Source organism: Klebsiella sp. K5-306 (genome assembly GCF_051835185.1).
Lineage (GTDB): Bacteria > Pseudomonadota > Gammaproteobacteria > Enterobacterales > Enterobacteriaceae > Klebsiella > Klebsiella oxytoca.
This window is the reverse complement of sequence record NZ_JAIFJY010000001.1, coordinates 124,715-149,220: the sequence shown is the minus strand read 5'-3', so window position 1 is coordinate 149,220 and position 24,506 is coordinate 124,715. Positions and strand designations below refer to the sequence as shown.

The window sequence follows — 24,506 nt, the reverse complement described above, 5'->3', positions numbered from 1 at the left end:
GCAGATTGCTATGGGGTCACAGCTGTCTGCGGACTTTGTCGCCCGGCTGAGGCGTTCACGCCGCAAGCCGGGTCATCAACCGCAATACCCCTCCAACAATTTCCCCGGCTTGCGCTGCGCTTAGCCGGGCTACCGACCCTTGCGGTCTGTTGTTTTAAACACCGACAAGGATTAAGGCATTTCAGGCGGCGTAATGCCAAAGTGGGTCCAGGCCCGTACCGTCGCCATACGTCCGCGCGGGGTGCGTTGTAGAAAACCTTGCTGAATCAGATACGGTTCCAGCACGTCCTCGATGGTTTCACGCTCTTCACCTATTGCCGCCGCCAGGTTATCCAGCCCAACCGGCCCGCCAAAGAATTTATCGATGACCGCCAGCAGCAGCTTACGGTCCATATAGTCAAATCCTTCGGCATCCACGTTGAGCATATCCAGCGCCTGAGCGGCAATATCCTCTGAGATACGTCCATCGTAGCGGACTTCGGCAAAATCGCGCACCCTGCGCAGCAGGCGGTTAGCGATTCGCGGCGTACCGCGCGCGCGACGTGCAACTTCCAGCGCTCCCTCTTCGCTCATCTCCAGCCCCATATAGCGGGCGCTGCGGCTGACGATATGCTGCAGGTCAGGGATCTGGTAGAACTCCAGGCGCTGGACGATACCGAAGCGGTCGCGCAGCGGCGAAGTCAGCGAGCCGGCGCGAGTGGTCGCGCCAATCAGGGTAAACGGCGGAAGATCGATTTTGATTGAACGCGCCGCAGGCCCTTCACCAATCATGATATCCAGCTGGTAATCTTCCATTGCCGGATACAGGACTTCTTCGACAACCGGTGAAAGGCGATGAATCTCGTCGATAAACAGAACGTCGTGTGGTTCAAGGTTGGTCAACATCGCCGCCAGATCGCCCGCTTTCTCCAGCACCGGGCCGGAGGTCGTGCGCAGGTTAACGCCCATTTCGTTAGCGACGATGTTCGCCAGCGTGGTTTTTCCCAGCCCTGGAGGACCAAAAATCAGCAGGTGATCGAGCGCGTCGCCGCGCAGTTTCGCCGCCTGGATAAAGATCTCCATTTGCGAACGGACGTGCGGCTGGCCTACATACTCTTCCAGCAGTTTGGGGCGGATTGCGCGGTCCGCCGCCTCTTCAAAGCCGCTGCTGTCTGCCGATACCAGCCTGTCTGCTTCTATCATCCCTTACCTCACAACGCGGCGCGGAGCGCTTCGCGAATTAGCGTTTCACTGTTGGCATCCGGACGCACGATTTTGCTGACCATCCGGCTGGCTTCCTGAGGTTTATAGCCCAGCGCCACCAGCGCAGCAACCGCTTCCTGTTCAGCATCATCGTCAGACGGCCCGGCCGGCGACGTCAGAACCAGATCGGCTGCCGGAGTGAACAGATCGCCATGCAGTCCTTTGAAGCGGTCTTTCATCTCGACAATCAGGCGTTCCGCGGTTTTCTTACCGATCCCCGGCAGTTTGACCAGCGCCGCCAGCTCTTCACGCTCAACGGCATTGACAAACTGCTGCGCGGACATGCCGGAAAGGATTGCCAGCGCCAGTTTTGGACCGACGCCGTTAGTTTTAATCAGCTCTTTAAACAGCGTGCGCTCCTGCTTATTGTTAAAGCCATACAGCAGCTGCGCATCTTCACGAACGATAAAGTGGGTGAAAATGATCGCCTCTTTGCCCACGTCCGGCAGCTCATAGAAGCAGGTCATCGGCAGATGAACCTCATAGCCTACGCCTCCCGTTTCGAGTAAAACCAGCGGGGGTTGTTTTTCGAGAATAATGCCTCTGAGTCTGCCTATCACATGGAGCTCCTGGATTAAGGGCCGAAAGTCTAATGCGGTATCATAAAAAAAGGCTGGATAGATATCCAGATGAAAAACACGTAATTCCCGTACATCGGTGGGGCGCGAGCCTGGCTTGCGCTTTTATGCGCTCTTTTTACCCCGTACAAGGTAGATGATGTAGTGAATGACGCGTCTTTGACGACCCGACCCAACGACTTTCTGATGGTGGAAAGTTTCGCTTATTCGATAACCGCTGTTGATGAACTTTAGCGCTTCTTGTTCATCCGGGGTTTCCAGCATCAGCCTGTGCCTGCGGTGATAAATCCGATAAAGCGTCTGCGCAGGCCACTGACGAGAAATAGCGTAACGCTTACGGTATAAAAATAGCGTCAAAGTAATAAAAGCCACGATAACCCAGATTGCTATCAGACCCGGGAGCCGGCTGACGTTAAAAAAGAGAGCGTCACATGGTTTGGCAATAGCGGGTTTTCCCTGCACGATATTCATACAAAGTCTGTCTGCGGGCGGAGACCAGGCCTTTGCAACGTGATAGCGGTAGGAGTGACCGCCTGACAGCCAGGTAATATCATACTCAAAGAGCGCGGAACAATCTTCGCGTCCGCGAAATGTGGTGCAGGCGTCGGCCAGGCGCCGCTCTGCGCTGCTGACAGTGCGGGTATTGACGACTGTGCCGAAAACCGTCGAACTCTGATGGTAATACTGATATTCGGTCAGTAAATAATATCCACTGACGATAATTAGCAGCATAAAAAAGAGAGATTTCACCACCCGGATTTTCATCATTCAACTGACTATCCAACGCTATGCCGAATAATCTGCATCCTTACTCTTTTTAGTTAACGATGTCAGTGAGGAAAGTAAAACGCCCCGGGCAACAAGCGCCGGGGCGGTGTAGATTAGCGGAGGCGTCCGCGCGCCAGGTTCAGGCGACTTTCACTGATCTGAGCTGCGTTCTGGCTGACGTGGCAATGAGTGATGGCGATAGCTAAAGCATCCGCCGCATCCGCCTGTGGGTTGGCCGGAAGCTTGAGCAACGTGCGCACCATATGCTGCACCTGGCTCTTTTCCGCGCTGCCAATCCCGACAACGGTCTGCTTCACCTGCCTGGCGGCGTACTCAAAGACCGGCAGGTCCTGATTCGTCGCCGCGACGATGGCCACTCCGCGCGCCTGGCCGAGCTTCAGCGCCGAGTCGGCGTTTTTGGCCATAAAAACTTGTTCGATGGCGAAGTAGTCCGGCTGGAACTGGGTGATAATTTCCGTAACACCGGCATAGATAAGCTTCAGGCGGGACGGTAAATCATCCACTTTCGTGCGTATACAGCCGCTGCCGAGGTAGCTCAACTGGCGTCCAACCTGACGGATAACGCCATAACCAGTGACGCGCGACCCCGGGTCAATACCGAGAATAATAGCCATCACGCGCCCCCGGTCATAACTAACTCGTGAGACCCTAAAGATTTCAGTTCACAGCCAGGCGGCCACGCAGCGCATCCCCGGTCACGTAGATTCACTACGTGACCGGGGTAAGCGAGGAGCGCCAACACCGCTGTGGGCTGAAAGTGTACGGGTATCACAGGGTTGCGGCGACCTCATCAGAGATCTCGCCGTTATGATAAACTTCCTGCACGTCGTCGCAATCTTCCAGCATATCGATCAGACGTAGCAGTTTCGGCGCAGTTTCCGCGTCCATATCCGCTTTGGTTGACGGGATCATGGAGACTTCAGCGGCGTCCGCTTTCAGACCGGCAGCTTCCAGCGCATCGCGTACCGCACCCATCTCTTCCCAGGCGGTGTAGACGTCAATTGCGCCGTCGTCATAGGTCACCACGTCTTCCGCGCCCGCTTCCAGCGCCGCTTCCATGATCGCATCTTCATCGCCTTGCTCGAAGGAGATGACGCCTTTTTTGCTGAACAGGTAGGAAACGGAGCCGTCGGTGCCCAGGTTACCGCCGGTTTTGCTGAACGCGTGACGTACTTCAGCAACGGTACGGTTGCGGTTGTCGGACAGACATTCAACCATTACCGCCGTACCGCCAGGACCGTAACCTTCATAAATGATGGTTTCCATGTTCGCATCATCATCGCCGCCGACGCCGCGGGCAATAGCGCGGTTCAGGGTGTCACGGGTCATGTTGTTGCTCAGCGCTTTGTCGATCGCTGCGCGCAGACGCGGGTTTGAGCCCGCATCGCCGCCGCCAAGACGGGCCGCGGTGACCAGCTCGCGAATAATTTTCGTAAAGATCTTACCGCGTTTGGCATCCTGTGCCGCTTTGCGGTGTTTGGTGTTGGCCCATTTACTATGACCTGCCATAAAATAATATCTCCAAAAAAGCCTTTTCCCGGCGCCTTTTAGCTCTCAGGAGCACTGGCTGCGTTGTTTCACACCCATTACCTACGCAAGTAAGCTCCGGGTGATATCCCAACTGGCCGCCTTCCTGATAACTAAAATTCTGGGGGAAATTAGTTGGCGTTAATTACAAATTCTTCAATCGCCTGCCGGTTGCTCCAGGACTTGGTCAACGTGGCGGCTTCCGTCGCATCAACCCAGCGATAGTCCAGATGTTCCGTAAAGACAATCTGGCGTTCATGGGGGAGCGCAAGACGGAACCAAAACTCCGTATTGCGCTCAACGCCCGGCGCATAGCGATGACGTAAATGAGAAAATATCTCGAACTCTACCGTTCGCTGACAATCAACCAAAGCCAGCTGCTCACAGGCAACGTCAATGGCGACCTCTTCCATTACTTCACGCGCGGCAGCTTGCGGCGCGGTTTCCCCCTCCTCCAGGCTGCCGGTAACCGACTGCCAGAAGGCGGGATCGTCGCGACGCTGCAACATCAGCACCCGCTTCGTATCTTCGGCATAAATCACCACCAGAACGGAAACGGGGAGCTTGAATGACATCTTACTTATTCTCCGGAGACTCTTTTGCCTCTTTCGCCACCACCTGAATACCGAGCTCGCTCAGCGATGCTGGATTTGCATAGCTCGGGGCTTCGGTCATCAGGCAGGCCGCCGCCGTCGTTTTCGGGAAGGCGATAACGTCACGGATATTATCGGTGCCGGTCAGCAGCATGGTCAAACGGTCAAGGCCAAAAGCCAGACCCGCATGCGGTGGAGTACCGTATTTTAGCGCATCCAGCAGGAAGCCAAACTTCTCGCGCTGCTCCTGCTCGTTAATTCCCAGAATACCGAATACGGTCTGCTGCATCTCACCGCTGTGAATACGCACGGAACCGCCGCCAACTTCATAGCCGTTAATCACCATGTCGTAAGCGTTAGCTACCGCATCTTCCGGCGCGGCTTTTAGCTCTGCGGCGGTCATATCTTTCGGCGAGGTAAACGGATGGTGCATCGCGGTCAGGCCGCCTTCTCCGTCGTCTTCAAACATCGGGAAGTCGATCACCCACAGCGGCGCCCATTTCTCTTCATCGGTCAGGTTCAGATCTTTACCCAGCTTCAGACGCAGCGCGCCCAGCGCATCGGCAACCACTTTTTTGTTATCCGCGCCGAAGAAGATCATATCGCCATCCTGCGCGCCGGTGCGCTCAAGGATCGCTTCAACGATGTCGGCGTTGAGGAATTTAGCCACCGGGCTGTTGATACCTTCAAGGCCTTTCGCCCGTTCGTTGACTTTAATGTATGCCAGACCTTTGGCGCCGTAGATTTGGACAAACTTACCGTATTCGTCGATTTGCTTACGGCTCAGCGCAGCGCCGCCAGGCACGCGCAGCGCGGCAACGCGGCCTTTGGCGTCGTTAGCCGGGCCCGCAAAGACGGCGAATTCCACCGCTTTCACCAGATCGGCGACGTCCACCAGCTCCATCGGGTTACGCAGGTCCGGTTTGTCAGAACCATAGCGGCGCTCGGCTTCGGCAAAGGTCATGATCGGAAAATCCCCCAGATCCACGCCCTTCACTTCCTGCCACAGATTACGCACCAGCGCTTCCATCACTTCGCGCACCTGCGGGGCGGTCATAAAGGAAGTCTCGACGTCGATCTGGGTGAATTCCGGCTGGCGGTCAGCGCGCAGATCTTCGTCGCGGAAGCATTTAACAATCTGATAGTAGCGGTCAAAACCGGACATCATCAGCAGCTGTTTAAACAGCTGCGGAGACTGCGGGAGCGCGTAGAATTTGCCTTTATGCACACGAGAAGGCACGAGATAGTCGCGCGCGCCTTCCGGGGTCGCTTTGGTCAGCATCGGGGTTTCGATATCGAGGAAACCGTGGTCGTCCATAAAACGGCGAACGAGGCTGGTAATCTTCGCACGGGTTTTCAGGCGCTGCGCCATTTCCGGACGACGCAGGTCCAGGTAACGGTATTTCAGACGCGCTTCTTCGGTGTTGACGTGGTTGGAATCCAGCGGCAGCGCTTCAGCACGGTTGATGATCGTCAGGTCGGTTGCCAGCACTTCAATGGCGCCGGTGGCCATATCATTATTGACGTTCTTTTCGTCACGCGCGCGCACGGTACCGGTGACCTGAATGCAGAACTCATTACGCAGTTCGGAGGCCAGCTTTAATGCATCCGCGCGATCCGGATCGAAAAACACCTGTACGATGCCTTCGCGGTCGCGCATATCAATAAAGATAAGGCTACCAAGATCACGACGACGGTTGACCCAACCACACAGAGTCACTTGCTGCCCTACGTGGGACAGACCGAGCTGTCCGCAATATTCTGTACGCATGAGATATCCCTTAACTTAGCCGCAGGCGGATTGTTGCCTGCCTTGCAGGCGACGAGGTCGCAGCTTTAGCTGATGTCACTACTGAATGAAAAAAGGCGGCTATTATACTGGAAATTATGCCGCACGATAAGCCCGGCGCAGCGCGCAGCGTTGCTTTGCTGTGCGCTTAGTGCCTGCACTCACAAAAATTAACAAAAATTGTTACCCTTGGGCAGAATCGGCAACGGTATTGTAGCGACCTGACCACCTGGAGAAGATACGGGGATATTATGTTAGAACTCAATGCAAAAAACACCGCGCTGGTCATTATTGACCTGCAGGAAGGTATTTTACCGTTTGCCGGCGGCCCTCATCGCGCTGATGAAGTGGTTGAGCGGGCCGCGAAGCTGGCGAAAAAGTGTCGCCAGCAGGGCTCCCCCGTAGTGATGGTTCGCGTCGGCTGGTCAGCGGATTTCGCCGAAGCGCTGAAACAGCCGGTCGATGCCGAGGCTGGCGCCCATACGCTACCGGAAAACTGGTGGACCTACCCGCTCGCGCTGGAAAAACAGGAAAGCGATATCGAAGTTACTAAACGTCAGTGGGGCGCTTTTTACGGCACTGACCTCGAGCTGCAGCTTCGCCGTCGCGGCATCGACACCATCATTCTGTGCGGAATATCCACCAACATCGGCGTCGAATCCACGGCGCGCAACGCCTGGGAGCTGGGATTTAATCTGATTCTGGTTGAAGATGCCTGCAGCGCGGCGTCGGCCGAACAGCATCAGGGCAGCATGACGCACATCTTCCCGCGTATTGCCCGCGTGCGCAGTACCGAGGAGGTACTTGCCGCCTTATGATCTATATTGGGCTTCCCCAATGGGCGCACCCGAAGTGGGTGCGCCTGGGTATCACCAGCCTTGAAGAGTATGCCCGCCACTTTAATTGCGTGGAGGGCAACACCACCCTGTACGCGTTACCAAAAGCGGAGATTGTCAGCCGATGGTATGAACAGACCCACGACGATTTTCGCTTCTGCTTCAAGTTTCCGGCCACCATTTCGCACCAGGCGGCGCTGCGCAACTGCGACGACTTAAGCCAGGAGTTTTTTACTCGTCTGGCGCCGCTGTCTTCGCGCATCGGCCAATACTGGCTACAGCTGCCGGCGACGTTTGGCCCCCGAGACCTTCCCGCCCTCTGGCACTTTCTTGATAGTCTGCCGCGTGAATTCAGCTACGGCGTCGAAGTAAGGCATGCGGAATTTTTCGCCAAGGGGGAAGCGGAACAGCAGCTTAATCGCGGCTTGCATCAGCGAAACGTCAACCGCGTTATCCTCGATAGCCGCCCGGTTCACAGCGCCATCGCCCGCAGTCAGGCAATGATCGAAGCACAAAACAAAAAGCCCAAAGTCCCCGTCCATGCGCTGGTGACGGCCCGGCACCCGATGGTGCGCTTTATTGGCAGCGACGATATGGCGCAAAATCGCGAGCTTTTTCGCGTGTGGATAAGGACGCTGCCAAAATGGGCGCAAACCACAACGCCCTACCTGTTCCTCCACACACCGGATATCGCCCAGGCTCCGCAGCTGGTCGACATCCTGTGGAGCGATCTGCGCGCCGCCCTACCGGAAATAGGTGATGCGCCGTCAATTCCGCAGCAAACCTCTCTTTTCTGATATCCTGCTATCCTCAACTGAGCCACCGGATGGAATAAAAGGGAGTTTTGAGTATGGTCAGCGCGCTGTATGCGGTTTTAGGTGCGTTATTGCTAATAAAGTTTTCTTACGATGTCGTACGCCTGAGGACGCAATATCGCGTTGGCTACGGCGACGGTGGTTTTAGCGAGCTGCAGGTTGCTATTCGCGTGCACGGCAACGCGGTGGAATACGTTCCCATTGGCCTGATTCTGCTGCTGTTTATGGAAATGAACGGCGCGCAGACCTGGATGGTCCACGTCTGCGGTATTTTGCTGATTGTCGGGCGCCTGATGCACTCTTATGGTTTCCATCATCGCCTGTATCGCTGGCGCCGCTCCGGCATGAGCGCGACGTGGTGTTCATTGTTGCTGATGGTGCTGGCGAACTTCTGGTATATGCCCTGGGAGTTGGTTTTCTCCGTCCGTTAGCGCACAATACGCCGTTTTCGATTTTTCGGGTTTAACGTTATGTCTCACCGCGATACGCTTTTTTCCGCGCCGATTGCCAGTCTCGGCGACTGGACCTTTGATGAACGGGTTGCTGAAGTCTTCCCGGATATGATCCAGCGCTCTGTTCCCGGCTATTCCAACATTATTTCAATGATCGGCATGCTGGCGGAACGTTTCGTTCAGCCGGATACCCAGGTTTACGATCTCGGCTGCTCGCTTGGCGCAGCCACGCTGTCCGTGCGCCGCAACATTGCCCATGCCGGCTGTAAAATTATCGCCGTTGATAACTCACCGGCGATGGTCGAACGCTGCCGTCGCCATATTGACGCCTATAAAGCGCCGACGCCGGTCGAAGTTATTGAAGGCGATATCCGTCACGTCACTATCGAAAATGCTTCGATGGTGGTGCTGAATTTCACCATTCAGTTTCTCGAGCCGGGCGAACGCCAGGCCATTCTTGATAAGGTTTATCAGGGGCTGAATCCGGGCGGTGCGCTGGTGCTATCAGAAAAATTCAGCTTCGAGGATGACAACGTCGGCGAACTTCTGTTCAACATGCATCACGACTTCAAGCGCGCCAACGGCTACAGCGAGCTGGAAATCAGCCAGAAGCGCAGCATGCTGGAAAACGTCATGCTCACCGATTCCGTGGAAACCCACAAAGCCCGCCTGCGCAAGGCCGGTTTCGAACATGCCGAATTGTGGTTCCAGTGCTTTAACTTCGGATCGTTAATCGCCGTAAAATCCGGGGAACCGGCATGATTGATTTCAGCAACTTTTATCAATTGATTGCCAAAAGCCCGCTGTCACACTGGCTGGAGACGCTACCCGCTCAGGTCGCGGCCTGGCAACGTGAAGCGCTGCACGGCAAATACCGGGAGTGGGAACGGGCCGTCGAGTTTCTGCCCGAGTTTGCGCCCAACCGCCTCGACCTGCTGCATAGCGTCACCGCTGAGAGCGAAACGCCGCTCGGTGAAGGCCAGCGCCTGCGCATTGAAAACCTGCTGAAGAATCTGATGCCCTGGCGTAAAGGGCCCTTCTCCCTTTACGGCGTGAATATCGATACCGAATGGCGTTCCGACTGGAAGTGGGAGCGCGTACTGCCGCACCTTTCCGACCTGACCGGACGGACTATTCTTGATGTCGGCTGCGGCAGCGGATATCACATGTGGCGGATGATTGGCGCCGGCGCTCATCTGGCGGTAGGCATCGATCCCACCCAACTGTTCCTTTGCCAGTTTGAAGCCGTACGTAAACTGCTGGGCAACGACCAGCGGGCGCATCTGCTGCCGCTGGGAATTGAACAGCTTCCGGCGCTGAACGCCTTTGATACCGTTTTTTCGATGGGCGTGCTGTACCATCGTCGTTCCCCGCTCGATCACCTGTGGCAGCTAAAAGATCAGCTGGTTCCCGGCGGCGAGCTGGTGCTGGAGACGCTGGTCGTTGAAGGCGACGAAAATACCGTGCTGGTGCCGGGCGATCGCTATGCGCAGATGCGCAACGTCTACTTTATTCCCTCTGCCGCCGCGCTGAAGCAGTGGCTGGAGAAGTGCGGATTTGTCGATGTACGCATCGTCGATGCGTGCGTGACCTCGACCGAAGAGCAGCGCCGCACCGAGTGGATGACCACCGAGTCGCTGGCCGACTTCCTCGATCCAGAGGACAGTAGCAAAACCCGCGAAGGCTATCCCGCCCCGCTGCGCGCGGTGATTATTGCCACCAAACCGGAAACGGAACAGTCTCTGGCAGCGAAAAAACGTGCCGACAAGCGGGCCGGTTGACGCGTTTTTAGCATAAAAAAAGGCCCCTGTTTAATGGGCAGGGGCCTGGTACGGGCAATCATCATATTGGGCGACATGATGTGCAGCAAAAAACGGTTTATCCCCGTCATACTTCAAGTTGCATGTGCGCTGGCTTTGTTACTCGGCTCATCCATGAGCCTCGCCCTTACGGGCCGCCGGGATACGGCGTTCAAATCTGTTCCAGACAGATTTGTCGCTCACCCCAGTCACTTACTTGAGTAAGCTCCTGGGGATTCCCTGCGTCGCCGCCTTCTCGCAACTCGAATTATTTAGGGTTTTAATCTCTCTGTGCGGAAATAATCTTCTTCATTTCCGCTACCGCTTCGCCATTGACGGCGTAGCGTAAGTATTCATCAGCATCGGCATCCGTAGACATCGACAACCCGGGATTACGAAAGCGCATCGGGGACGGTAGCCACTGGCCTGCCGAGCTGTGGACCTCTTTTACCCCAGCCTGCAAAAACAGCGGCAGGTTGGCGGCACGCACTCCTGCGCCGGCCATAATAATAGGAGTGTCGCTTTGGGAAATAAGTTCCCTGATTAATGAAATTCCTTTTTCGGCAGACGGCTGCTGGCCCGAAGTCAGGATCCGCTGAACGCCGAGCTCAGCCAGCTCAACGCTGGCCTGGCGCGGGTTGGCGCACATATCAAAGGCACGGTGAAAGGTGACGGCCATCGTTCCCGCCGCCGCCATTATTTTTTTCATTCGCGCCCTATCTACCTGACCGTCGGCGTCCAGGATGCCGATCACCATGCCGGGAAAGCCGAGATCTCTCACCGCAGCCACATCATCAAGCATTGCGGCAAATTCGCCAGCGGTATAGCAAAAGTCACCGCCGCGCGGACGAATAATTGGATGAACGGGGATGGTCACCGACTCACGCACCGTTTTAAGGACGCCCGAGGAAGGCGTCAGCCCCCCCTCCTGCGGCGCGGCGCATAGCTCGATGCGGTCGGCGCCGCAGCGCTGGGCCTCCAGCGCGCACTCCATGCTGTAACAACAGACTTCCAGTAAGCTCATTCTTCTCTCCGTCGATATGGCAGGCACGACAGAATGTCACGATTTCTTCCGACAGACGCCGCGTAGCTTCACACTGTTATCGTTCTGATTGTTCGCTGGCGACAATTTGCTCAATCGACCACGGGTGAAATTTGATCGTCACTTTGCCATCAGTAACCGCCAGGGTTGGATTCGGCAAGCGCTCATGCTCTCCTTTTGGCGCGCTGGTCTTTACAAAAATGCCCGGTTGGCTCAATCCATCATCGGAAAGCAGCGCCAGGGCGCGGGTATTGAGCGTTTCGGGCTCGCCAGGCAGAACGATTTCAATATGCTCCCAGCCTTCATGCGGATAGCGCTTTTCGCCCGGCCACGGCAGTTCAACAATGCTAAAACGCCAGTGCGCCACGACCACCGGCTCATCCAGCCTGAACAGGCAGATGGGGCGGCCGTTAATGACATTTTCCGACAGCAGCGTGCCGCATTGCTCAAAGCCGCGACGCCAGCGCTCCGCCGTGGCGTTCTGGTGACAGCGCAGGGAAATATGGTCGGCATCAAGTGGCGTAATATCGAGACCAAGCCGATGAGCAAGCGCGTTTAGCGCCTCGGTAAAGCGCGGCAGGTCCGCGGAAATATCGTTTAATTCATTAATCTGCTGCCAGTTCGCCATCGTAAGCCTCGGTACGCACTAAAAAGCGCTAATCTATCGCGTTTTCCGCAGCCGACCAACCGGCAATCGTCGGCGACGTCCGGCGAACGGCTATTCGTTGAGCGCGAGGCTAAGCAACCTCCGTGCGGTGCTGACGCGTGGGTGCAAATGCAGTATACTCCTGCCCTAATTTGTCCACATTCCCGCGCCGCCCCATCAGGGTGACGGCGTGTTAACGTAAGGTGTTTCGGTGAATATTCAGGCTCTTCTCTCAGAAAAAGTCAGTCAGGCCCTGATCGCAGCAGGCGCGTCTGCCGATTGCGAACCTCAGGTCCGCCAGTCAGCAAAAGTCCAGTTCGGCGACTATCAGGCCAACGGCGTGATGGCCGTTGCCAAAAAACTGGGCATGGCGCCGCGACAACTTGCAGAGCAGGTACTGTCTCATCTCGATCTGAGCGGGATTGCCAATAAGGTAGAGATCGCCGGCCCTGGCTTTATTAATATTTTCCTCGATCCGGCCTTCCTCGCGGAAAATGTCAGCAGCGCGCTGAAATCGGAACGTCTGGGCGTGGCTCAGCCGCCGGCACAAACCGTGGTGGTCGATTACTCTGCGCCGAACGTGGCGAAAGAGATGCACGTAGGCCACCTGCGCTCCACCATCATTGGCGATGCCGCGGTGCGTACGCTGGAGTTTCTCGGGCATAAAGTGATCCGCGCTAACCACGTGGGCGACTGGGGTACCCAGTTCGGCATGCTTATCGCGTACCTGGAAAAACAGCAGCAGGAGAACGCCGGTGAAATGGCGCTGGCCGACCTCGAAGGTTTCTATCGTGAAGCGAAAAAACACTACGATGAAGATGAAGCCTTCGCCGAGCGCGCGCGCAGCTACGTCGTTAAGCTGCAGGGCGGCGACGAATATTTCCGCGAAATGTGGCGCAAGCTGGTCGACATCACCATGTCGCAAAACCAGTTAACCTATAACCGCCTGAACGTCACCCTGACCCGCGATGATGTTATGGGCGAAAGCCTTTATAACCCGATGCTGCCGGGTATCGTGGCCGACCTGAAGGCCAAAGGGCTGGCGGTAGAAAGCGAAGGCGCGACGGTGGTATTCCTTGATGAGTACAAAAACAAGGAAGGTGAACCGATGGGCGTCATCATCCAGAAGAAGGATGGCGGCTACCTTTACACCACTACCGATATCGCCTGCGCAAAATACCGCTACGAGAATCTGCATGCGGATCGCGTGCTTTACTACATCGACTCTCGCCAGCATCAGCACCTGATGCAGGCGTGGACTATCGTACGTAAAGCCGGCTACGTGCCGGAGTCCGTACCGCTGGAGCACCACATGTTCGGCATGATGCTCGGCAAGGACGGCAAACCGTTCAAAACCCGCGCCGGCGGTACCGTGAAGCTCGCCGACCTGCTGGACGAAGCGCTGGAACGCGCCCGCCGTCTGGTGGCGGAGAAAAACCCGGATATGCCCGCCGATGAACTGGAAAAACTGGCGAACGCGGTCGGGATTGGCGCGGTTAAGTATGCCGACTTGTCAAAAAACCGCACCACTGACTATATCTTCGACTGGGATAACATGCTGGCCTTTGAGGGCAATACCGCGCCTTATATGCAGTATGCCTATACCCGCGTGCTCTCCGTGTTCCGCAAAGCGGATATTGATGAAAGCGCGCTGGTGGCGGCGCCGGTGGTCATCATCGAAGACCGCGAAGCCCAGCTGGCGGCCCGTCTGCTGCAGTTTGAAGAAACCCTTACGGTCGTTGCCCGTGAAGGCACGCCGCACGTTATGTGTTCTTACCTGTACGATCTGGCGGGTCTGTTCTCCGGTTTCTACGAGCACTGCCCGATCCTGAGCGCTGAAAGCGAAGAGACGCGCAACAGCCGCCTGAAACTGGCTCTGCTGACGGCGAAAACGCTGAAGCTGGGTCTTGATACCCTGGGTATCGAAACCGTAGAACGGATGTAATGTGTCGAAAGAACCCGGCTTAACGCCGGGTTTGCCGGGCGGCGGCTGACGCCACACCCGGCTGTTCTCACCTGATTCAAAAATACTTCCGCAGATACTCCGTCAGACACAGGATCGCCATCGCCTGGCCATACGGCATCGACGTCAGCGGGATGTCGCGATAAAAATCGAGATCCGACCCCATCCCGGTACCGAAGGACGTTTGCAGCAGTTCCCCTTGCGCAGAGATATTCGCCACAATGCCGCGAATCGCTTTTTCCGCAACCTCCGTATACGCCTGACTCACGTAGCGCTTGCGCACCGCCTTGAGGATCCCATACGCAAAACCGGCGGTCGCCGACGCTTCCAGATAGGAGTCAGGGTCATCAAGTAGCGTATGCCACAGGCCGCTATCGTCCTGACAGCGGGCCAGCGCAGCAATCTGCGTATCCAACACCTGCACCAGGTAACGTCGCACCGCGCTGTTTTCGGGTAAATCCACCAGCTCCAGGAAATCCGGGATCACGATCGTCAGCCAGCTATTGCCGCGCGCCCAGCGGGCGCGAGCGAAATTATGTCGCCCCTCGTAGTTCCAGCCGTGAAACCACAGACCGGACTCGCGGTCCATCAGATTCTGCACGTGCAGCAGAAACTGATACACCGCCTCCTCTACGTATTCGGGGCGATTAAGCAGCTTACCAATTTTCGCCAGCGGCAGAACGGTCATCATCAGCGTGTCGTCCCACATTTGCTGATGATTTTCTTCCGCCAGCGTGATGTGCTGCATGCCGCCAGACTCCGTGCGCGGCATCTCGTTCATCGCCCACTCGGCCCAGCTATCGAGCCAGGGCAGATACGCGGCGTTGCCCGTCTCTTCATAGCGATAAGCGAGGGTGAGAAACGGCGCCATGGTGTTGACGTTTTTGGTGGTCGCCCCCTCGGCAAAGCGATCGGCAAACCAGCTATCGATAATATCGCGCATTGCGGTATCGCCGGTCTGCTGGTAATACTGCCAGATGCCGTACAGGCCGACGCCGTGAGTCCACTCCCAGCCGTTCCACCCTTTCGTATCAATGATGCGCCCGTCGTCCAGCCGCAGTAAAAATTGCCCGCTTTCATCTTTAATGTTGACCAGATTTTGCGTGACCTTCTGAATCAGCGCCTGCAGTTCATTGCGGGCGATAAAGCGCTCAGGCTGGCGCAGTAGTGGGCTATGTTTGACAGGCCAAACTTTCATATCCTTAACCTCTGTTATATGTCGAATTCATGGCAGAACGCTGCTTCAGCGATGGCGCGGCGGGTTTATTACGATTCAGATAACCAATATTGTTGTTTCCCCACAGGGAGTCGTACGGCATCCCGGCCAGCATCTCGACTACTTCACGATCCTGGGCGCTGGCCAGTTCCGGCTGAGCGCGTCCGGATTCACGCATTTTGAGCGTTTCCGCACGCAGGACGCTGTGGGTTTGCAGATTGAGCTTAAAGCGCAGGGAAACGAGGAAGCCGCAGGCCAGCACCAGCAAAGTGCCGACGCTGAGGATCAGCAGAATGGTATGGCTCACTTCATAAGGCTGCGTTTTCTGCCCGGAGACAAAGCCGGACATCTGCATGATGATCCCTACCAGCATCACCGCCCCGGCCTGGGAAGCCTTACGCGTCAGAGTCATAATCCCGGCAAAGATGCCTTCGCGACGCTGGCCGGTGATCACTTCGTCCACGTCGGCAATATACGTATAGGTGTTCCACGGAACATAGTTGATGCCGCCGCGGCCCAGACCCGCCACTGCGGAAATCAGCAGCAGCAGCGAATAAACATCGCTGAGGCCAGCGTAGTACAGCACCGCGTAAGAGAGCGAACTCAGCCCGAACAGCACTACCACCATGCGGTACGATGGCGCCGGACCGAAGCGAATACACAGCGGGATCATCGCAATAACCGCAATAAACTGGAAGATCGCCATGGTCCCCAGCAGGTTGGAGGCCATTGAGGCTTCCTGCATCAGGACAAACACCACATAGTAAGTAAAGACCGCATTGAAGACATCCTGGGCGATATAGCCCCCCAGATACATCCCCAAATGCTGACGGAAAATTTTAATGCGCAGGGTCGAACTTAATTCAATAAACAGGCGATTAAGACTCTGAGACAAGCTCAGGTTCTGTTTCTCCTCTTCGGCGCGCAGCGCAGCCTCGGTCCACTCTTCACGCGGGCGCTCCCAGGTAAAGAACCAGACAAAAGTTAACATCATTGCGCACAGCACCGAGAACACCAGGCTGGCGTAGAAGAAAGAGACGGCGTTGTCTTTGCCGAAGATGGTCAGCAGAATGCCCGGCAGGAAAGAAGCCAGGATCGCCGACATCTGCGCCATAGAAATACGCGCGCCGGAGAATTTGGTTTTCTGTTTAAAATCGTCGGTCATTTCCGGCACCAGCGTTTCATACGGCACCAGAATCATGGTATAGACGATGTCAAACAGCAGATAGGTCAGCAGGTAGTACCAGAACCCCATATCCCCTACCCACATAATGGAGTAGCTAAACACGCAAGGGATGCCGAGCAGGATAAAAAACTTACGCCTGCCAAAACGTTTTCCCAGCCAGGTCGAGCCAAAGTTATCCGTCAGAAAGCCCATCAGCGGGCTGATTACCGCATCCAGAACTCTGGCAGTGGCAAAAATGAGCGTCGCCTCGATAGGCGAAAGTCCGCAAAAGGTGGTGTAGAAGTAGAGCAGCCAGGCTGCCGTGAGTGCAGTTGTTCCCGCACCAAGAAAATCGCCCGATCCATAGGCAAGGTAGTTAACCAAACCGATTTTACGTGTTTTCATCGCCGTAAATCCTGTGTCTTTTTTTTGAGAACTCCGAACCGCTTTTTGGCTCATTCCGCCAAAAGGGGGTTGATACATGGCTACAGTAAGAACATGGGAACGGCGTTACCTTTTCATTTTTGCCAGCCAAAAGCGTTCAATGGCAAAAACACAAAGAGTCGATGAACACGCTTCACTGATTTATAAAACAGCGTTTCTTTTAATACAAAAGATCGGACCAAAAACTGAGATATGGCCACCGAAACGGCGCGTCGTGGAATGAAATTTGGGCGATGTATTTCGCTGCGGATAAACCTTGCGAATGCTAAGGAATGGGAGTAAAGACAATAAGAAAAGGGTTGTTTCGCGTATATCAAGGAGGCTTGATGCCCTACTCACATCTGCTGGTCGCCGTGGCGCCAACCCCGGAAAGCCGGGTCCTCATTCAAAAAGCCGTCTCCATCGCACGTCCGGTCAATGCAAAAGTCAGCCTGATTACGCTGGCGACGGATCCGGAGCTGTATAATCAGTTTGCGGCGCCCATGATGGAAAACTTACGCGAAGTGATGCAGGAGGAGACGCGCGGATTTCTGGCCGAGCTGGCCCGCCACGCCGACTATCCTATAGAGAAAATGACCATCGCCAGCGGCGGAATTGCTCACCACGTGCAGGATTTTTGCCGACAGCATCGCGTTGACCTGGTGATTTGCGGTAACCACAACCAGAGTCTGTTTTCTCGCGCCACCTGTTCGGCAAAAGATATTGTTGGCAGTAGCGGCGTCGATGTGCTGCTGGTTTGTCTGGAAAAAGGCTAGCGCCGGGGAGGCGCTAACCGTCTTGGCCTCAGGCGAGTTTAGGGAAAGTGGCGACCTTGCGCTCTAAGTGGCTCTCCTCGCTCCCTGGCTCAATCTCCTTTAGATCGGCAATAAACCGCTCCTGCCAGCGATGAATATCGTTTTCCTTAATCACCGCCAGCATGGCCGAATGGCGGGCAATACGCTCGGCCAGAGGCATGGTTAATGCCTTATCCAGCGCCGCAGCGACCTCATCGCGATCGTAAGGATTAACGATTAAGGCCGTCGGGAGCTCGTTGGCCGCGCCGGCAAACTGCGACAGCACCAGCACGCCCGGATTTTGCGGGTCCTGCGCGGCAACATACTCTTTCGCCACCAGGTTCATACCATCGCGCAGCGGGGTAACCAGACCAACGTCGGAGTAGCGGAAGATTTTCATCAGCAGCTTGCGTTCAAAGTGCTGGTTAAGGTAGTAAAGCGGCGTCCAGCCCAGCTGGCCATACTGGCCATTGATACGGCCGGCTGCGTTTTCCAGCTGATGACGAATATCCTGATAGGCCTGAACGTCCCCGCGTGAAGTCGGCGCAATCTGGGTATAGCGAATCTTGCCGTGATGCTGCGGATAGTTCTCCAGCAGGGCTTCATAAGCAAGAAAACGCTCCGGCAGCCCTTTCGAATAGTCCAGCCGTTCAACGGAAAAGATATTTTGGACGCTTTTGAGCTCGCTCTTCAGCTGCGCCAGCTTCGGCGGCAGCGGCCCTTTAGCACTGCGCGCAATCTCTTCCGGATCGATACCGATCGGATAGACTTCGGTCTGGAAAGGTTTTCCCCAGGCCACATGCTTTTTGCCGTCGCGCGTCGTCAGGCGGGTTTGCATCGATACGCAATCCAGAAACGCCAGTCGGTCGCTTTCGGTCTGGAAACCCAATAAATCGTAATCGCAAAGCTGTTCAAGCAGTTCCGCATGCGGCGGTAACGCATTAAACACTTCCGGCGTCGGGAACGGAATATGCAAAAAGAAGCCGATACGATTATTGACGCCGCGCTGGCGCAGTTCGCTGGCCAACGGCAGCAGGTGGTAATCGTGGATCCAGACGATATCGTCAGGTTCAATCAGCGGCAGCAGTTTATCCGCCAGGGTCGCATTAACGCGCTGATAGCCCTCCCAGGCTTCACGCTGAAAATCAACCAGGTCAAGACGATAGTGGAATGCGGGCCATAAAACGGCATTGGAAAAGCGGTTGTAATATTCGTCGTGATCCTGCTCGCTAAGATTGAAAGAGGCCCAGGTGATATTGCCCTGAGTCACTTTTTTTAACGGCTGTTGGTCGTCACCGATTTCCCCACTCCAGCCGAACCACAAACCTCCGGCTGCTTTTAATGCCCCCATAATCCCCACGGCAAGGCCACCGGCGCTGGCCTTTTTGTCATCCGGCGGGGCAATACGATTAGATACTACGACTAAGCGACTCATAGCCATCTCTCCTGTCGGTTAGCGCATCTGGTTGTTGCCCATGATTCGCGATGTTACTAATCCAAAGATGGACGGCGGGCACGTCAGGCAAACGCCAACGCGCTTGCGTTTCGCCGCCGCCCACTTTGACCGATACGCCATTCAATTGATTCACGACGCTAAAACCAGCTTCATCGGTTAAGTCATCACCAACAAACACCGGCTTGCGTCCTTTGAATGGAGCTTCCTGCATAAAAGCGGCTATCGCTTCACCTTTATTCACTCCACGCGGTTTGATCTCCACCACGCACTTACCCGGCTGCAGGGCCAGAATGGGATGGCGCTGGACGATAGATTGCGCCAGCGCCAGCACCGCTTGCTGCTGCTCCGGCGCCTGTCGATAGTGCAAAGCAAAAGCCATCCCCTTACTTTCCAGTTCGCATCCCGGCAAAGCATCCAGTTCCGTCGTCAACTGCGCAGAGAGCGCCTTCAGAAGTGAATCCGGTAAAGAGACAATATGCGTTTTACCATTGATGTCACGGCGTTCAGCCCCGTGGACACCGGCAAGCGGTAGCCGGTAAGGACGGGTAAGCTCATCCAGCTCAACCATTGAGCGCCCTGAAATCAATGCCACCGCGCCGTTTTGCTGCTGCACAAGCTGGCGCAGCGACTGCAGAACATCGGCTGGAATGACCACCTGATCGGGATGGGGTTTGATACCGGCAAGGGTACCATCGAGGTCAAAGAAAAAAGCGTAGTTTCCGGTTAACGCAGGCGGTACATAAATCTGGTCAGCCACCCTGTTTCCTCCTTATCATGGCCAGCAATATGCTGGGTGTTAAATTATTGTAGCCATGTAAGTATAGACAGTGTGACCAGCATCGCCATTTTTGATAGTCATCGCCAGCGCAACGGGCGCTGGCGAGGGTTTAGGATTAAACTGAAAAGTTGGACGAATTAAACCGCACGCTTCGCTTTCTGTTTATAGCGGTCGAAGATCACCGCAGCCAGCAAAATCACGCCGCGCACAACGTACTGCGAGAACGGCGAAATGTTCAGCAGGTTCATCGCATTTTCCACCGTTCCCAGAATCAGGATCCCGGCTACCACGTAGGAGATCTTGCCGATCCCGCCCTTCAGCGATACGCCCCCGAGCACGCAGGCCGAAATGACAATCAGCTCATAGCCAATGGACGTCATCGGCTGACCACTGGTCATACGGGATGCCAGGATAATGCCCGCCGCCGCGGAAACCAGCCCTGAAAGGACGAAAATAATAATTTTTGTCCGCACAACCGGGACGCCGGCCAGACGAGCCGCTTCTTCATTACCCCCTATCGCCAGCGTGTTTCGGCCAAAGGTGGTTTTATTCAGCAGCAGACCGAATACAATCAGGCAGGCAACGGTTAACCAGATAGGCGCAGGCAGACCAAACCAGTTGGCGTAGCCGAGGGTAAAAAAGCGCTCATCTTCAATCCCTACCGCTTTACCGTCGGAGATGATATAGGCAAGACCGCGGACGATCTGCATCGTGGCGAGGGTGGTAATCAGAGCATTAATCTTTAAGCGGGCAATGACAAAACCGTTGACCAGGCCGCTCACTGCGCCAAGCAGCAGACCGGCGCCGATGCCAACCCACATGCTTTCAGTCAGATTAATCACCACCGCCGTGGTCACGCCAGCGCAGGCGATAACCGAGGCGACCGACAGATCGAAATCGCCGGACGCCAGGCAAAACAGCATCCCACAGGCGACCATTCCGGACATAGAAATAGCCAACCCCAGACCTTTCATATTAATAAACGAGGCAAAATTGGGCACAAAAATTACGCAGCCAATAAACAGCACCGCGAAAACAACCAGCATGCCGAACTGATCCCAGATACGGGAGAAACTAAAAGCCGACCGGGAAGTACCTGAAGTGGTAACTGATGACATCATAGACTCCTTACTCAGGCGACTGCCTGGCTCACTTTTGGCATGGCAAGGCTCAATGCCTGCTGTTCATTGGCATGTTCATGCAGCAGCTCTCCGGCAATCTCACCCTCGCGCATCACCACGATGCGATCGGCTACGCCGAGAACTTCCGGTAAATCGCTGGAGGCAAAGACCACCGCGACGCCCGATGCCGCTAATGCGTAAATAACGTTATAGATCTCATGCTTAGCGCCAACATCAATGCCGCGCGTGGGCTCGTCAAGCAGGATGACTTTCATTTCCTCCGACAGCCAGCGGCCGAGAATCGCCTTTTGCTGATTGCCACCGGAGAGATTCATAATCAGCTGCTCTGCGCCGGGCGTTTTGATATTCAACGATTTAATATGCTGGTCGGCGTTCTGCGCTTCCCAGGCATTATTGATGACGCAGCCCGCGAGAATGTGCTTGCGGCGGGCGCTGATATTGATGTTGTCGCGAACCGAGTGAACCGGAATAATCCCCTCTGCTTTGCGGTCTTCCGGGCAGAGCATCATCCCGGCCTGAATCGCCTGAGCCGGCTTGCGGATATCAATGGCCTCGCCGTCGATATAAACCTGACCGGCGGTTATTCTGCTGCCGCCGAACAGGCCTTTCATCAGTTCGCTGCGTCCGGCGCCAACCAGCCCAAACAGGCCGACGATTTCTCCGCTACGCACCGAAAGGCTAACGGGTTGCCGTACGCCAGGCGCCTTCACCCGATCGAGGCGCAAACGCTCTTTGCCATATTCACGGGGCTGCCAGCCGTAGATATCGCCCAGCTCGCGACCGACCATCGCCTGTACCAGAGCGTCGTGGTTAACCTCTTGCATATTGTCAAAGGTGCGCACGTAGCGACCATCTTTGAAGACCGTGATGGCGTCACTTAACGCAAAGATCTCTTCCATCCGGTGGGAAACGTAAATGATCACCCGCCCTTCCTGGCGCAGCTCGCGGATGACCCGAAACAGATTGTCGATTTCCCTGGCCGACAGTGAGCTGGTGGGCTCGTCAAAAGCGATGATTTTGGCGTTCCGCGCCAACGCCTTGGCGATCTCCACCATCTGCCACTGGCCAATCGACAAATACTTCAACGGCGTTTCCGGGTCGATATCCAGCCCCAGATGCTGCAGCTGCAGGCCGGCTTCATAATTCAGCAGCGACCGATTCACAATCCCGCCCTTGTGCGGCAATTGGCCGAGGTAGATATTTTCCGCCACGGTCATTTCCGGGATCAGATGCAGCTCCTGATAGATAATCGCCACCCCGGCGTTCAGCGCCTCGGTGGTGTGGGTAAAGGTCATCTGCTGGCCTTGGATCTGTAGGCTGCCAGCAGTGGGTACGTAGTTGCCGCTGAGGATTTTGAGCAACGTGGATTTCCCGGCGCCGTTTTCTCCCATCAGGGCGTGGACCTGTCCGGCATAGCAGTCAAAGCTAATATCGGACAGCGCTTTAACGCCCGGGAATGTCATGGTGATGCCGTGGAATGAGAGATAAGGGGTAGACTGTTGCATAACGACTCCGCTTTTCTGTACAGGGCCTCTCGCTCAAGGCAAGAGGCCCGGTCAACCGGCCTTACAGCCCTTTTTTAGCCAGCTCTTCTTTAAAATTGTCGCGGGTAATCAGCACCACGTCGGTCACCGCGGTGAATTTTGGCGGTTCGACATCTTTTGTCACCCAGTTATAAAGCATCTCGCTGGTTTTATAGCCGTGAATATCCGGGCTTGGCAGCAGAGAGCCGTAGAAACCGGTGGCCTGCGCTTTAGAGAGTTCGTTCACAGCATCAACACCGTTAATACCGATACCGATAACGTCAGGCGCTTTAAAGCCCTGGCCTTCGGTGGCGCGTACGCCGCCCAGAACGGTATTGTCGTTCATGCCGACGATCAGCCAGTGTTTGACGTTCGGATGCTGAACCAGCATAGAGTTGCCGGCATCAAAGGCGCCGGGAATGTCGTTAGATTTCGTTGGCACACGGTAGATTTGTTGCTCCGGGAAACCGGCTGATTTCAGGGCGTCCATCGATCCGGTAGTGCGACGACGGGCGGTGTCCAGCTCGTCGGAAGTGATGGCCATGACGGCGGTATCCTTCACGTCCCAGCCGCGTTTTTGCATCTCTTTATAGAGCTCCTGCCCCTGACGTGCGCCGATCTCACTGGCCGCCATCATCACCAGCGGTACGCTCTCCATCGGTTTGCCTTTGGCGTTAACGAACTGGTCATCGACGGTAATGACTTTCATATCATAGCCGCGCGCTTTGGCGACTATAGCCGCCCCGAGTTTGGGATCGGGCGTACAGATAACAAAGCCTTTGGCTCCGCTAGCCGCCAGGCTATCAATGGCGTTGAGGGTTTTCTCACCGTCGGGGACGGCAATTTTGATGACGTCGAAACCTAAATCTTTACCGGCCTTATCGGCAAATTTCCACTCTGTTTGAAACCATGGCTCTTCAGGCTGTTTGACCAGAAAACCCAGCTTAAGCGTCTCGGCCATAGCTGATTGTGACATAACTGCGGCGAGACCGATCGCCGCCAGCGCTTTAGTAAATTTGTGCATGGTAAACTCCAGCTTTAATTCGCTTTTATGTAGGGAAAATTAAGAGTTAATTTTTTTATCGGACGCAAAACAAGGCATTAGGAAAGTCTCAATCAAGACCGCCGTTGTTAAAATAGTATTAACCGGAAATTATTTCTCCATACGAGAGCGCAATCACATCGCGGAATTACAGTAATTGCGTACATAAAAACAGCGAAAAAAGACATAAAAAAAGCGCTAATTGTCAGACAATTAGCGCAGGCTGTAGCAATATTCTCTATATCATCAGCAGAGTTATCCTTGTCGATATTACCAGCGGCAATAAATATGCTCCGCATGCTTGCGTACCGGCACCTCATCCCCCAATAAACGAGCGGCAACGGTAAAAGAAAAATCAAAAACATGGCCTAACCCTTTACCGCTGATCAAATTACCGTCTTCCACTACGGGTTGATCAACATACTCCCCGTCCGCCACGTTCTGCCATAACTCCCCCGAACAGACGTAGCGTCGCCCCCTGAGCAGCCCATTGCCGCCGAGAACCCTTGCGGCTGCCGAACAGATCGGACAGATCAGCATTCCTGCTTTATCGTGGGCCGTAATAAACGCTACGACGTCCTGGCTGGCGGCGAGGTTGACGCTTCCCTGCGGACCGCCGGGCAGAACCACCGCGTCGTACAGCATCCCTGCGCGTTCGGCTAAAGTGCTATCCGCAACCATTGGGATATCGTGGTAGCTCACCACCGCGCGCGATTCGGCGCAGGAGAGAAGCTCCACATCCAGATGCAGACGGCGGAGGATATCAACCACCACAATCGCCTCTCCCTCTTCAAAACCCGACGCCAGTAGCACCGCAACTTTTTTCATTTCAGTCTCCTTTCGTTAGCGTGGTAGTCATAAGCCTTTTACAAAAAAACATCTTTTTTTAAATTATC

At 55.4% G+C, this 24,506-nt stretch carries 25 protein-coding genes; 8 read left to right on the top strand and 17 right to left on the bottom strand.

Annotated elements, in window-relative coordinates; genetic code table 11:
- Positions 1–171 precede the first annotated feature (171 nt).
- From ruvB to aspS, 7 genes are all read right to left on the bottom strand, one after another.
- Positions 172–1,182 (bottom strand): Holliday junction branch migration DNA helicase RuvB, encoded by a 1,011-nt coding sequence (gene ruvB, locus K2184_RS00760; protein ID WP_004103386.1) that lies wholly within the window; start codon positions 1,180–1,182, stop codon positions 172–174.
- An 8-nt stretch (positions 1,183–1,190) separates the two neighbouring features.
- Positions 1,191–1,802, bottom strand: coding sequence for a Holliday junction branch migration protein RuvA (gene ruvA, locus K2184_RS00755; protein ID WP_004103390.1), 612 nt, complete (start codon positions 1,800–1,802; stop codon positions 1,191–1,193).
- Between the two features lie 123 nt (positions 1,803–1,925).
- Positions 1,926–2,588, bottom strand: a complete 663-nt coding sequence (locus tag K2184_RS00750; RefSeq protein ID WP_004103392.1) for a hypothetical protein — start codon at positions 2,586–2,588, stop codon at positions 1,926–1,928.
- 113 nt (positions 2,589–2,701) lie between these two features.
- Positions 2,702–3,223 carry a crossover junction endodeoxyribonuclease RuvC gene (gene ruvC / locus K2184_RS00745; RefSeq protein WP_004113791.1) on the bottom strand — a complete coding sequence of 174 codons (522 nt, stop codon included), beginning with the start codon at positions 3,221–3,223 and terminating at the stop codon, positions 2,702–2,704.
- A gap of 154 nt (positions 3,224–3,377) precedes the next feature.
- Complete coding sequence (locus tag K2184_RS00740) at positions 3,378–4,118, bottom strand: YebC/PmpR family DNA-binding transcriptional regulator (protein WP_004103396.1); 741 nt, start codon at positions 4,116–4,118, stop codon at positions 3,378–3,380.
- Between the two features lie 149 nt (positions 4,119–4,267).
- The gene (gene nudB, locus K2184_RS00735; protein ID WP_004103398.1) at positions 4,268–4,711 is read right to left on the bottom strand and encodes a dihydroneopterin triphosphate diphosphatase; all 444 of its coding nucleotides are present in this window, start codon (positions 4,709–4,711) and stop codon (positions 4,268–4,270) included.
- A gap of 1 nt (position 4,712) precedes the next feature.
- Positions 4,713–6,500: an aspartate--tRNA ligase gene (gene aspS, locus K2184_RS00730; protein WP_004113793.1), complete on the bottom strand. Its 1,788-nt coding sequence runs from the start codon at positions 6,498–6,500 to the stop codon at positions 4,713–4,715.
- Positions 6,501–6,769: 269 nt separating this feature from the next.
- On the opposite strand from aspS, the gene K2184_RS00725 reads away from it, so the two are divergent.
- From K2184_RS00725 to cmoB, 5 genes are read left to right on the top strand one after another with little or no spacing between them, the layout of a single operon-like run.
- Positions 6,770–7,336: a hydrolase gene (locus tag K2184_RS00725; protein ID WP_004103401.1), complete on the top strand. Its 567-nt coding sequence runs from the start codon at positions 6,770–6,772 to the stop codon at positions 7,334–7,336.
- Positions 7,333–8,151 carry a DUF72 domain-containing protein gene (locus tag K2184_RS00720; RefSeq protein ID WP_064371976.1) on the top strand — a complete coding sequence of 273 codons (819 nt, stop codon included), beginning with the start codon at positions 7,333–7,335 and terminating at the stop codon, positions 8,149–8,151. The genes K2184_RS00725 and K2184_RS00720 overlap by 4 nt, the downstream gene beginning before the upstream one ends.
- Positions 8,152–8,204: 53 nt before the next feature.
- Positions 8,205–8,600: an MAPEG family protein gene (locus K2184_RS00715; RefSeq protein WP_004103403.1), complete on the top strand. Its 396-nt coding sequence runs from the start codon at positions 8,205–8,207 to the stop codon at positions 8,598–8,600.
- A 39-nt stretch (positions 8,601–8,639) separates the two neighbouring features.
- Positions 8,640–9,383 carry a carboxy-S-adenosyl-L-methionine synthase CmoA gene (gene cmoA, locus K2184_RS00710; protein WP_004103405.1) on the top strand — a complete coding sequence of 248 codons (744 nt, stop codon included), beginning with the start codon at positions 8,640–8,642 and terminating at the stop codon, positions 9,381–9,383.
- Positions 9,380–10,402 (top strand): tRNA 5-methoxyuridine(34)/uridine 5-oxyacetic acid(34) synthase CmoB, encoded by a 1,023-nt coding sequence (gene cmoB / locus K2184_RS00705; RefSeq protein WP_163524837.1) that lies wholly within the window; start codon positions 9,380–9,382, stop codon positions 10,400–10,402. Before cmoA ends, cmoB begins: the two co-directional genes overlap by 4 nt.
- Before the next feature lie 298 nt (positions 10,403–10,700).
- On the opposite strand, the gene cutC is transcribed toward cmoB, so the two are convergent.
- Both cutC and K2184_RS00695 read right to left on the bottom strand, forming a co-directional pair.
- Positions 10,701–11,444 (bottom strand): copper homeostasis protein CutC, encoded by a 744-nt coding sequence (cutC, locus tag K2184_RS00700; RefSeq protein WP_023321229.1) that lies wholly within the window; start codon positions 11,442–11,444, stop codon positions 10,701–10,703.
- A gap of 76 nt (positions 11,445–11,520) precedes the next feature.
- Positions 11,521–12,090: a VOC family protein gene (locus K2184_RS00695; RefSeq protein WP_023321230.1), complete on the bottom strand. Its 570-nt coding sequence runs from the start codon at positions 12,088–12,090 to the stop codon at positions 11,521–11,523.
- A 229-nt stretch (positions 12,091–12,319) separates the two neighbouring features.
- Between K2184_RS00695 and argS the strand changes: the two genes are divergently transcribed.
- Positions 12,320–14,053 (top strand): arginine--tRNA ligase, encoded by a 1,734-nt coding sequence (gene argS, locus K2184_RS00690; RefSeq protein WP_024274406.1) that lies wholly within the window; start codon positions 12,320–12,322, stop codon positions 14,051–14,053.
- Between the two features lie 76 nt (positions 14,054–14,129).
- Here argS and bglB read toward each other — a convergent pair whose 3' ends face one another.
- Together bglB and K2184_RS00680 are read right to left on the bottom strand one after the other, a co-directional pair.
- Positions 14,130–15,269 carry a beta-galactosidase BglB gene (gene bglB, locus K2184_RS00685; RefSeq protein WP_016808314.1) on the bottom strand — a complete coding sequence of 380 codons (1,140 nt, stop codon included), beginning with the start codon at positions 15,267–15,269 and terminating at the stop codon, positions 14,130–14,132.
- A gap of 4 nt (positions 15,270–15,273) precedes the next feature.
- Entirely contained in the window at positions 15,274–16,857 is a 1,584-nt protein-coding gene (locus tag K2184_RS00680) for an MFS transporter (RefSeq protein ID WP_004103413.1), read from the bottom strand.
- Positions 16,858–16,933: 76 nt separating this feature from the next.
- Between K2184_RS00680 and K2184_RS00675 the strand changes: the two genes are divergently transcribed.
- A complete protein-coding gene (locus tag K2184_RS00675; RefSeq protein WP_156529725.1) occupies positions 16,934–17,119 on the top strand; it encodes a hypothetical protein in 186 nt (61 codons plus the stop codon).
- Positions 17,120–17,222: 103 nt separating this feature from the next.
- The gene (uspC, locus tag K2184_RS00670) at positions 17,223–17,651 is read left to right on the top strand and encodes a universal stress protein UspC (RefSeq protein WP_004103417.1); all 429 of its coding nucleotides are present in this window, start codon (positions 17,223–17,225) and stop codon (positions 17,649–17,651) included.
- A gap of 28 nt (positions 17,652–17,679) precedes the next feature.
- Here uspC and otsA read toward each other — a convergent pair whose 3' ends face one another.
- From otsA to K2184_RS00640, 6 genes are all read right to left on the bottom strand, one after another.
- A complete protein-coding gene (otsA, locus tag K2184_RS00665) occupies positions 17,680–19,104 on the bottom strand; it encodes an alpha,alpha-trehalose-phosphate synthase (RefSeq protein WP_004103421.1) in 1,425 nt (474 codons plus the stop codon).
- A complete protein-coding gene (otsB, locus tag K2184_RS00660; protein WP_016808315.1) occupies positions 19,079–19,882 on the bottom strand; it encodes a trehalose-phosphatase in 804 nt (267 codons plus the stop codon). The genes otsA and otsB overlap by 26 nt, the downstream gene beginning before the upstream one ends.
- A 158-nt stretch (positions 19,883–20,040) precedes the next feature.
- On the bottom strand, positions 20,041–21,021 hold the full coding sequence (gene araH, locus K2184_RS00655; RefSeq protein WP_004103425.1) for an L-arabinose ABC transporter permease AraH: 981 nt from the start codon (positions 21,019–21,021) through the stop codon (positions 20,041–20,043).
- 14 nt (positions 21,022–21,035) lie between these two features.
- The gene (gene araG / locus K2184_RS00650; protein ID WP_004103427.1) at positions 21,036–22,550 is read right to left on the bottom strand and encodes an L-arabinose ABC transporter ATP-binding protein AraG; all 1,515 of its coding nucleotides are present in this window, start codon (positions 22,548–22,550) and stop codon (positions 21,036–21,038) included.
- A 61-nt stretch (positions 22,551–22,611) separates the two neighbouring features.
- Complete coding sequence (locus K2184_RS00645) at positions 22,612–23,592, bottom strand: arabinose ABC transporter substrate-binding protein (protein ID WP_004113815.1); 981 nt, start codon at positions 23,590–23,592, stop codon at positions 22,612–22,614.
- 288 nt (positions 23,593–23,880) lie between these two features.
- Entirely contained in the window at positions 23,881–24,438 is a 558-nt protein-coding gene (locus K2184_RS00640; RefSeq protein ID WP_126489286.1) for a DJ-1/PfpI family protein, read from the bottom strand.
- Between the last annotated feature and the right edge of the window lie 68 nt (positions 24,439–24,506).

What these genes read in the sequence shown, in the direction of transcription:
- ruvB (WP_004103386.1), bottom strand. Translation starts at nt 1,182, where the DNA reads ATGATAGAAGCAGACAGGCTGGTATCGGCAGACAGCAGCGGCTTTGAA.
- K2184_RS00750 (WP_004103392.1), bottom strand. Translation starts at nt 2,588, where the DNA reads ATGATGAAAATCCGGGTGGTGAAATCTCTCTTTTTTATGCTGCTAATT.
- ruvC (WP_004113791.1), bottom strand. Translation starts at nt 3,223, where the DNA reads ATGGCTATTATTCTCGGTATTGACCCGGGGTCGCGCGTCACTGGTTAT.
- K2184_RS00740 (WP_004103396.1), bottom strand. Translation starts at nt 4,118, where the DNA reads ATGGCAGGTCATAGTAAATGGGCCAACACCAAACACCGCAAAGCGGCA.
- nudB (WP_004103398.1), bottom strand. Translation starts at nt 4,711, where the DNA reads ATGTCATTCAAGCTCCCCGTTTCCGTTCTGGTGGTGATTTATGCCGAA.
- aspS (WP_004113793.1), bottom strand. Translation starts at nt 6,500, where the DNA reads ATGCGTACAGAATATTGCGGACAGCTCGGTCTGTCCCACGTAGGGCAG.
- K2184_RS00725 (WP_004103401.1), top strand. Translation starts at nt 6,770, where the DNA reads ATGTTAGAACTCAATGCAAAAAACACCGCGCTGGTCATTATTGACCTG.
- K2184_RS00720 (WP_064371976.1), top strand. Translation starts at nt 7,333, where the DNA reads ATGATCTATATTGGGCTTCCCCAATGGGCGCACCCGAAGTGGGTGCGC.
- K2184_RS00715 (WP_004103403.1), top strand. Translation starts at nt 8,205, where the DNA reads ATGGTCAGCGCGCTGTATGCGGTTTTAGGTGCGTTATTGCTAATAAAG.
- cmoA (WP_004103405.1), top strand. Translation starts at nt 8,640, where the DNA reads ATGTCTCACCGCGATACGCTTTTTTCCGCGCCGATTGCCAGTCTCGGC.
- cmoB (WP_163524837.1), top strand. Translation starts at nt 9,380, where the DNA reads ATGATTGATTTCAGCAACTTTTATCAATTGATTGCCAAAAGCCCGCTG.
- cutC (WP_023321229.1), bottom strand. Translation starts at nt 11,444, where the DNA reads ATGAGCTTACTGGAAGTCTGTTGTTACAGCATGGAGTGCGCGCTGGAG.
- K2184_RS00695 (WP_023321230.1), bottom strand. Translation starts at nt 12,090, where the DNA reads ATGGCGAACTGGCAGCAGATTAATGAATTAAACGATATTTCCGCGGAC.
- bglB (WP_016808314.1), bottom strand. Translation starts at nt 15,269, where the DNA reads ATGAAAGTTTGGCCTGTCAAACATAGCCCACTACTGCGCCAGCCTGAG.
- K2184_RS00680 (WP_004103413.1), bottom strand. Translation starts at nt 16,857, where the DNA reads ATGAAAACACGTAAAATCGGTTTGGTTAACTACCTTGCCTATGGATCG.
- K2184_RS00675 (WP_156529725.1), top strand. Translation starts at nt 16,934, where the DNA reads ATGGCTACAGTAAGAACATGGGAACGGCGTTACCTTTTCATTTTTGCC.
- uspC (WP_004103417.1), top strand. Translation starts at nt 17,223, where the DNA reads ATGCCCTACTCACATCTGCTGGTCGCCGTGGCGCCAACCCCGGAAAGC.
- otsA (WP_004103421.1), bottom strand. Translation starts at nt 19,104, where the DNA reads ATGAGTCGCTTAGTCGTAGTATCTAATCGTATTGCCCCGCCGGATGAC.
- araH (WP_004103425.1), bottom strand. Translation starts at nt 21,021, where the DNA reads ATGTCATCAGTTACCACTTCAGGTACTTCCCGGTCGGCTTTTAGTTTC.
- araG (WP_004103427.1), bottom strand. Translation starts at nt 22,550, where the DNA reads ATGCAACAGTCTACCCCTTATCTCTCATTCCACGGCATCACCATGACA.
- K2184_RS00645 (WP_004113815.1), bottom strand. Translation starts at nt 23,592, where the DNA reads ATGCACAAATTTACTAAAGCGCTGGCGGCGATCGGTCTCGCCGCAGTT.
- K2184_RS00640 (WP_126489286.1), bottom strand. Translation starts at nt 24,438, where the DNA reads ATGAAAAAAGTTGCGGTGCTACTGGCGTCGGGTTTTGAAGAGGGAGAG.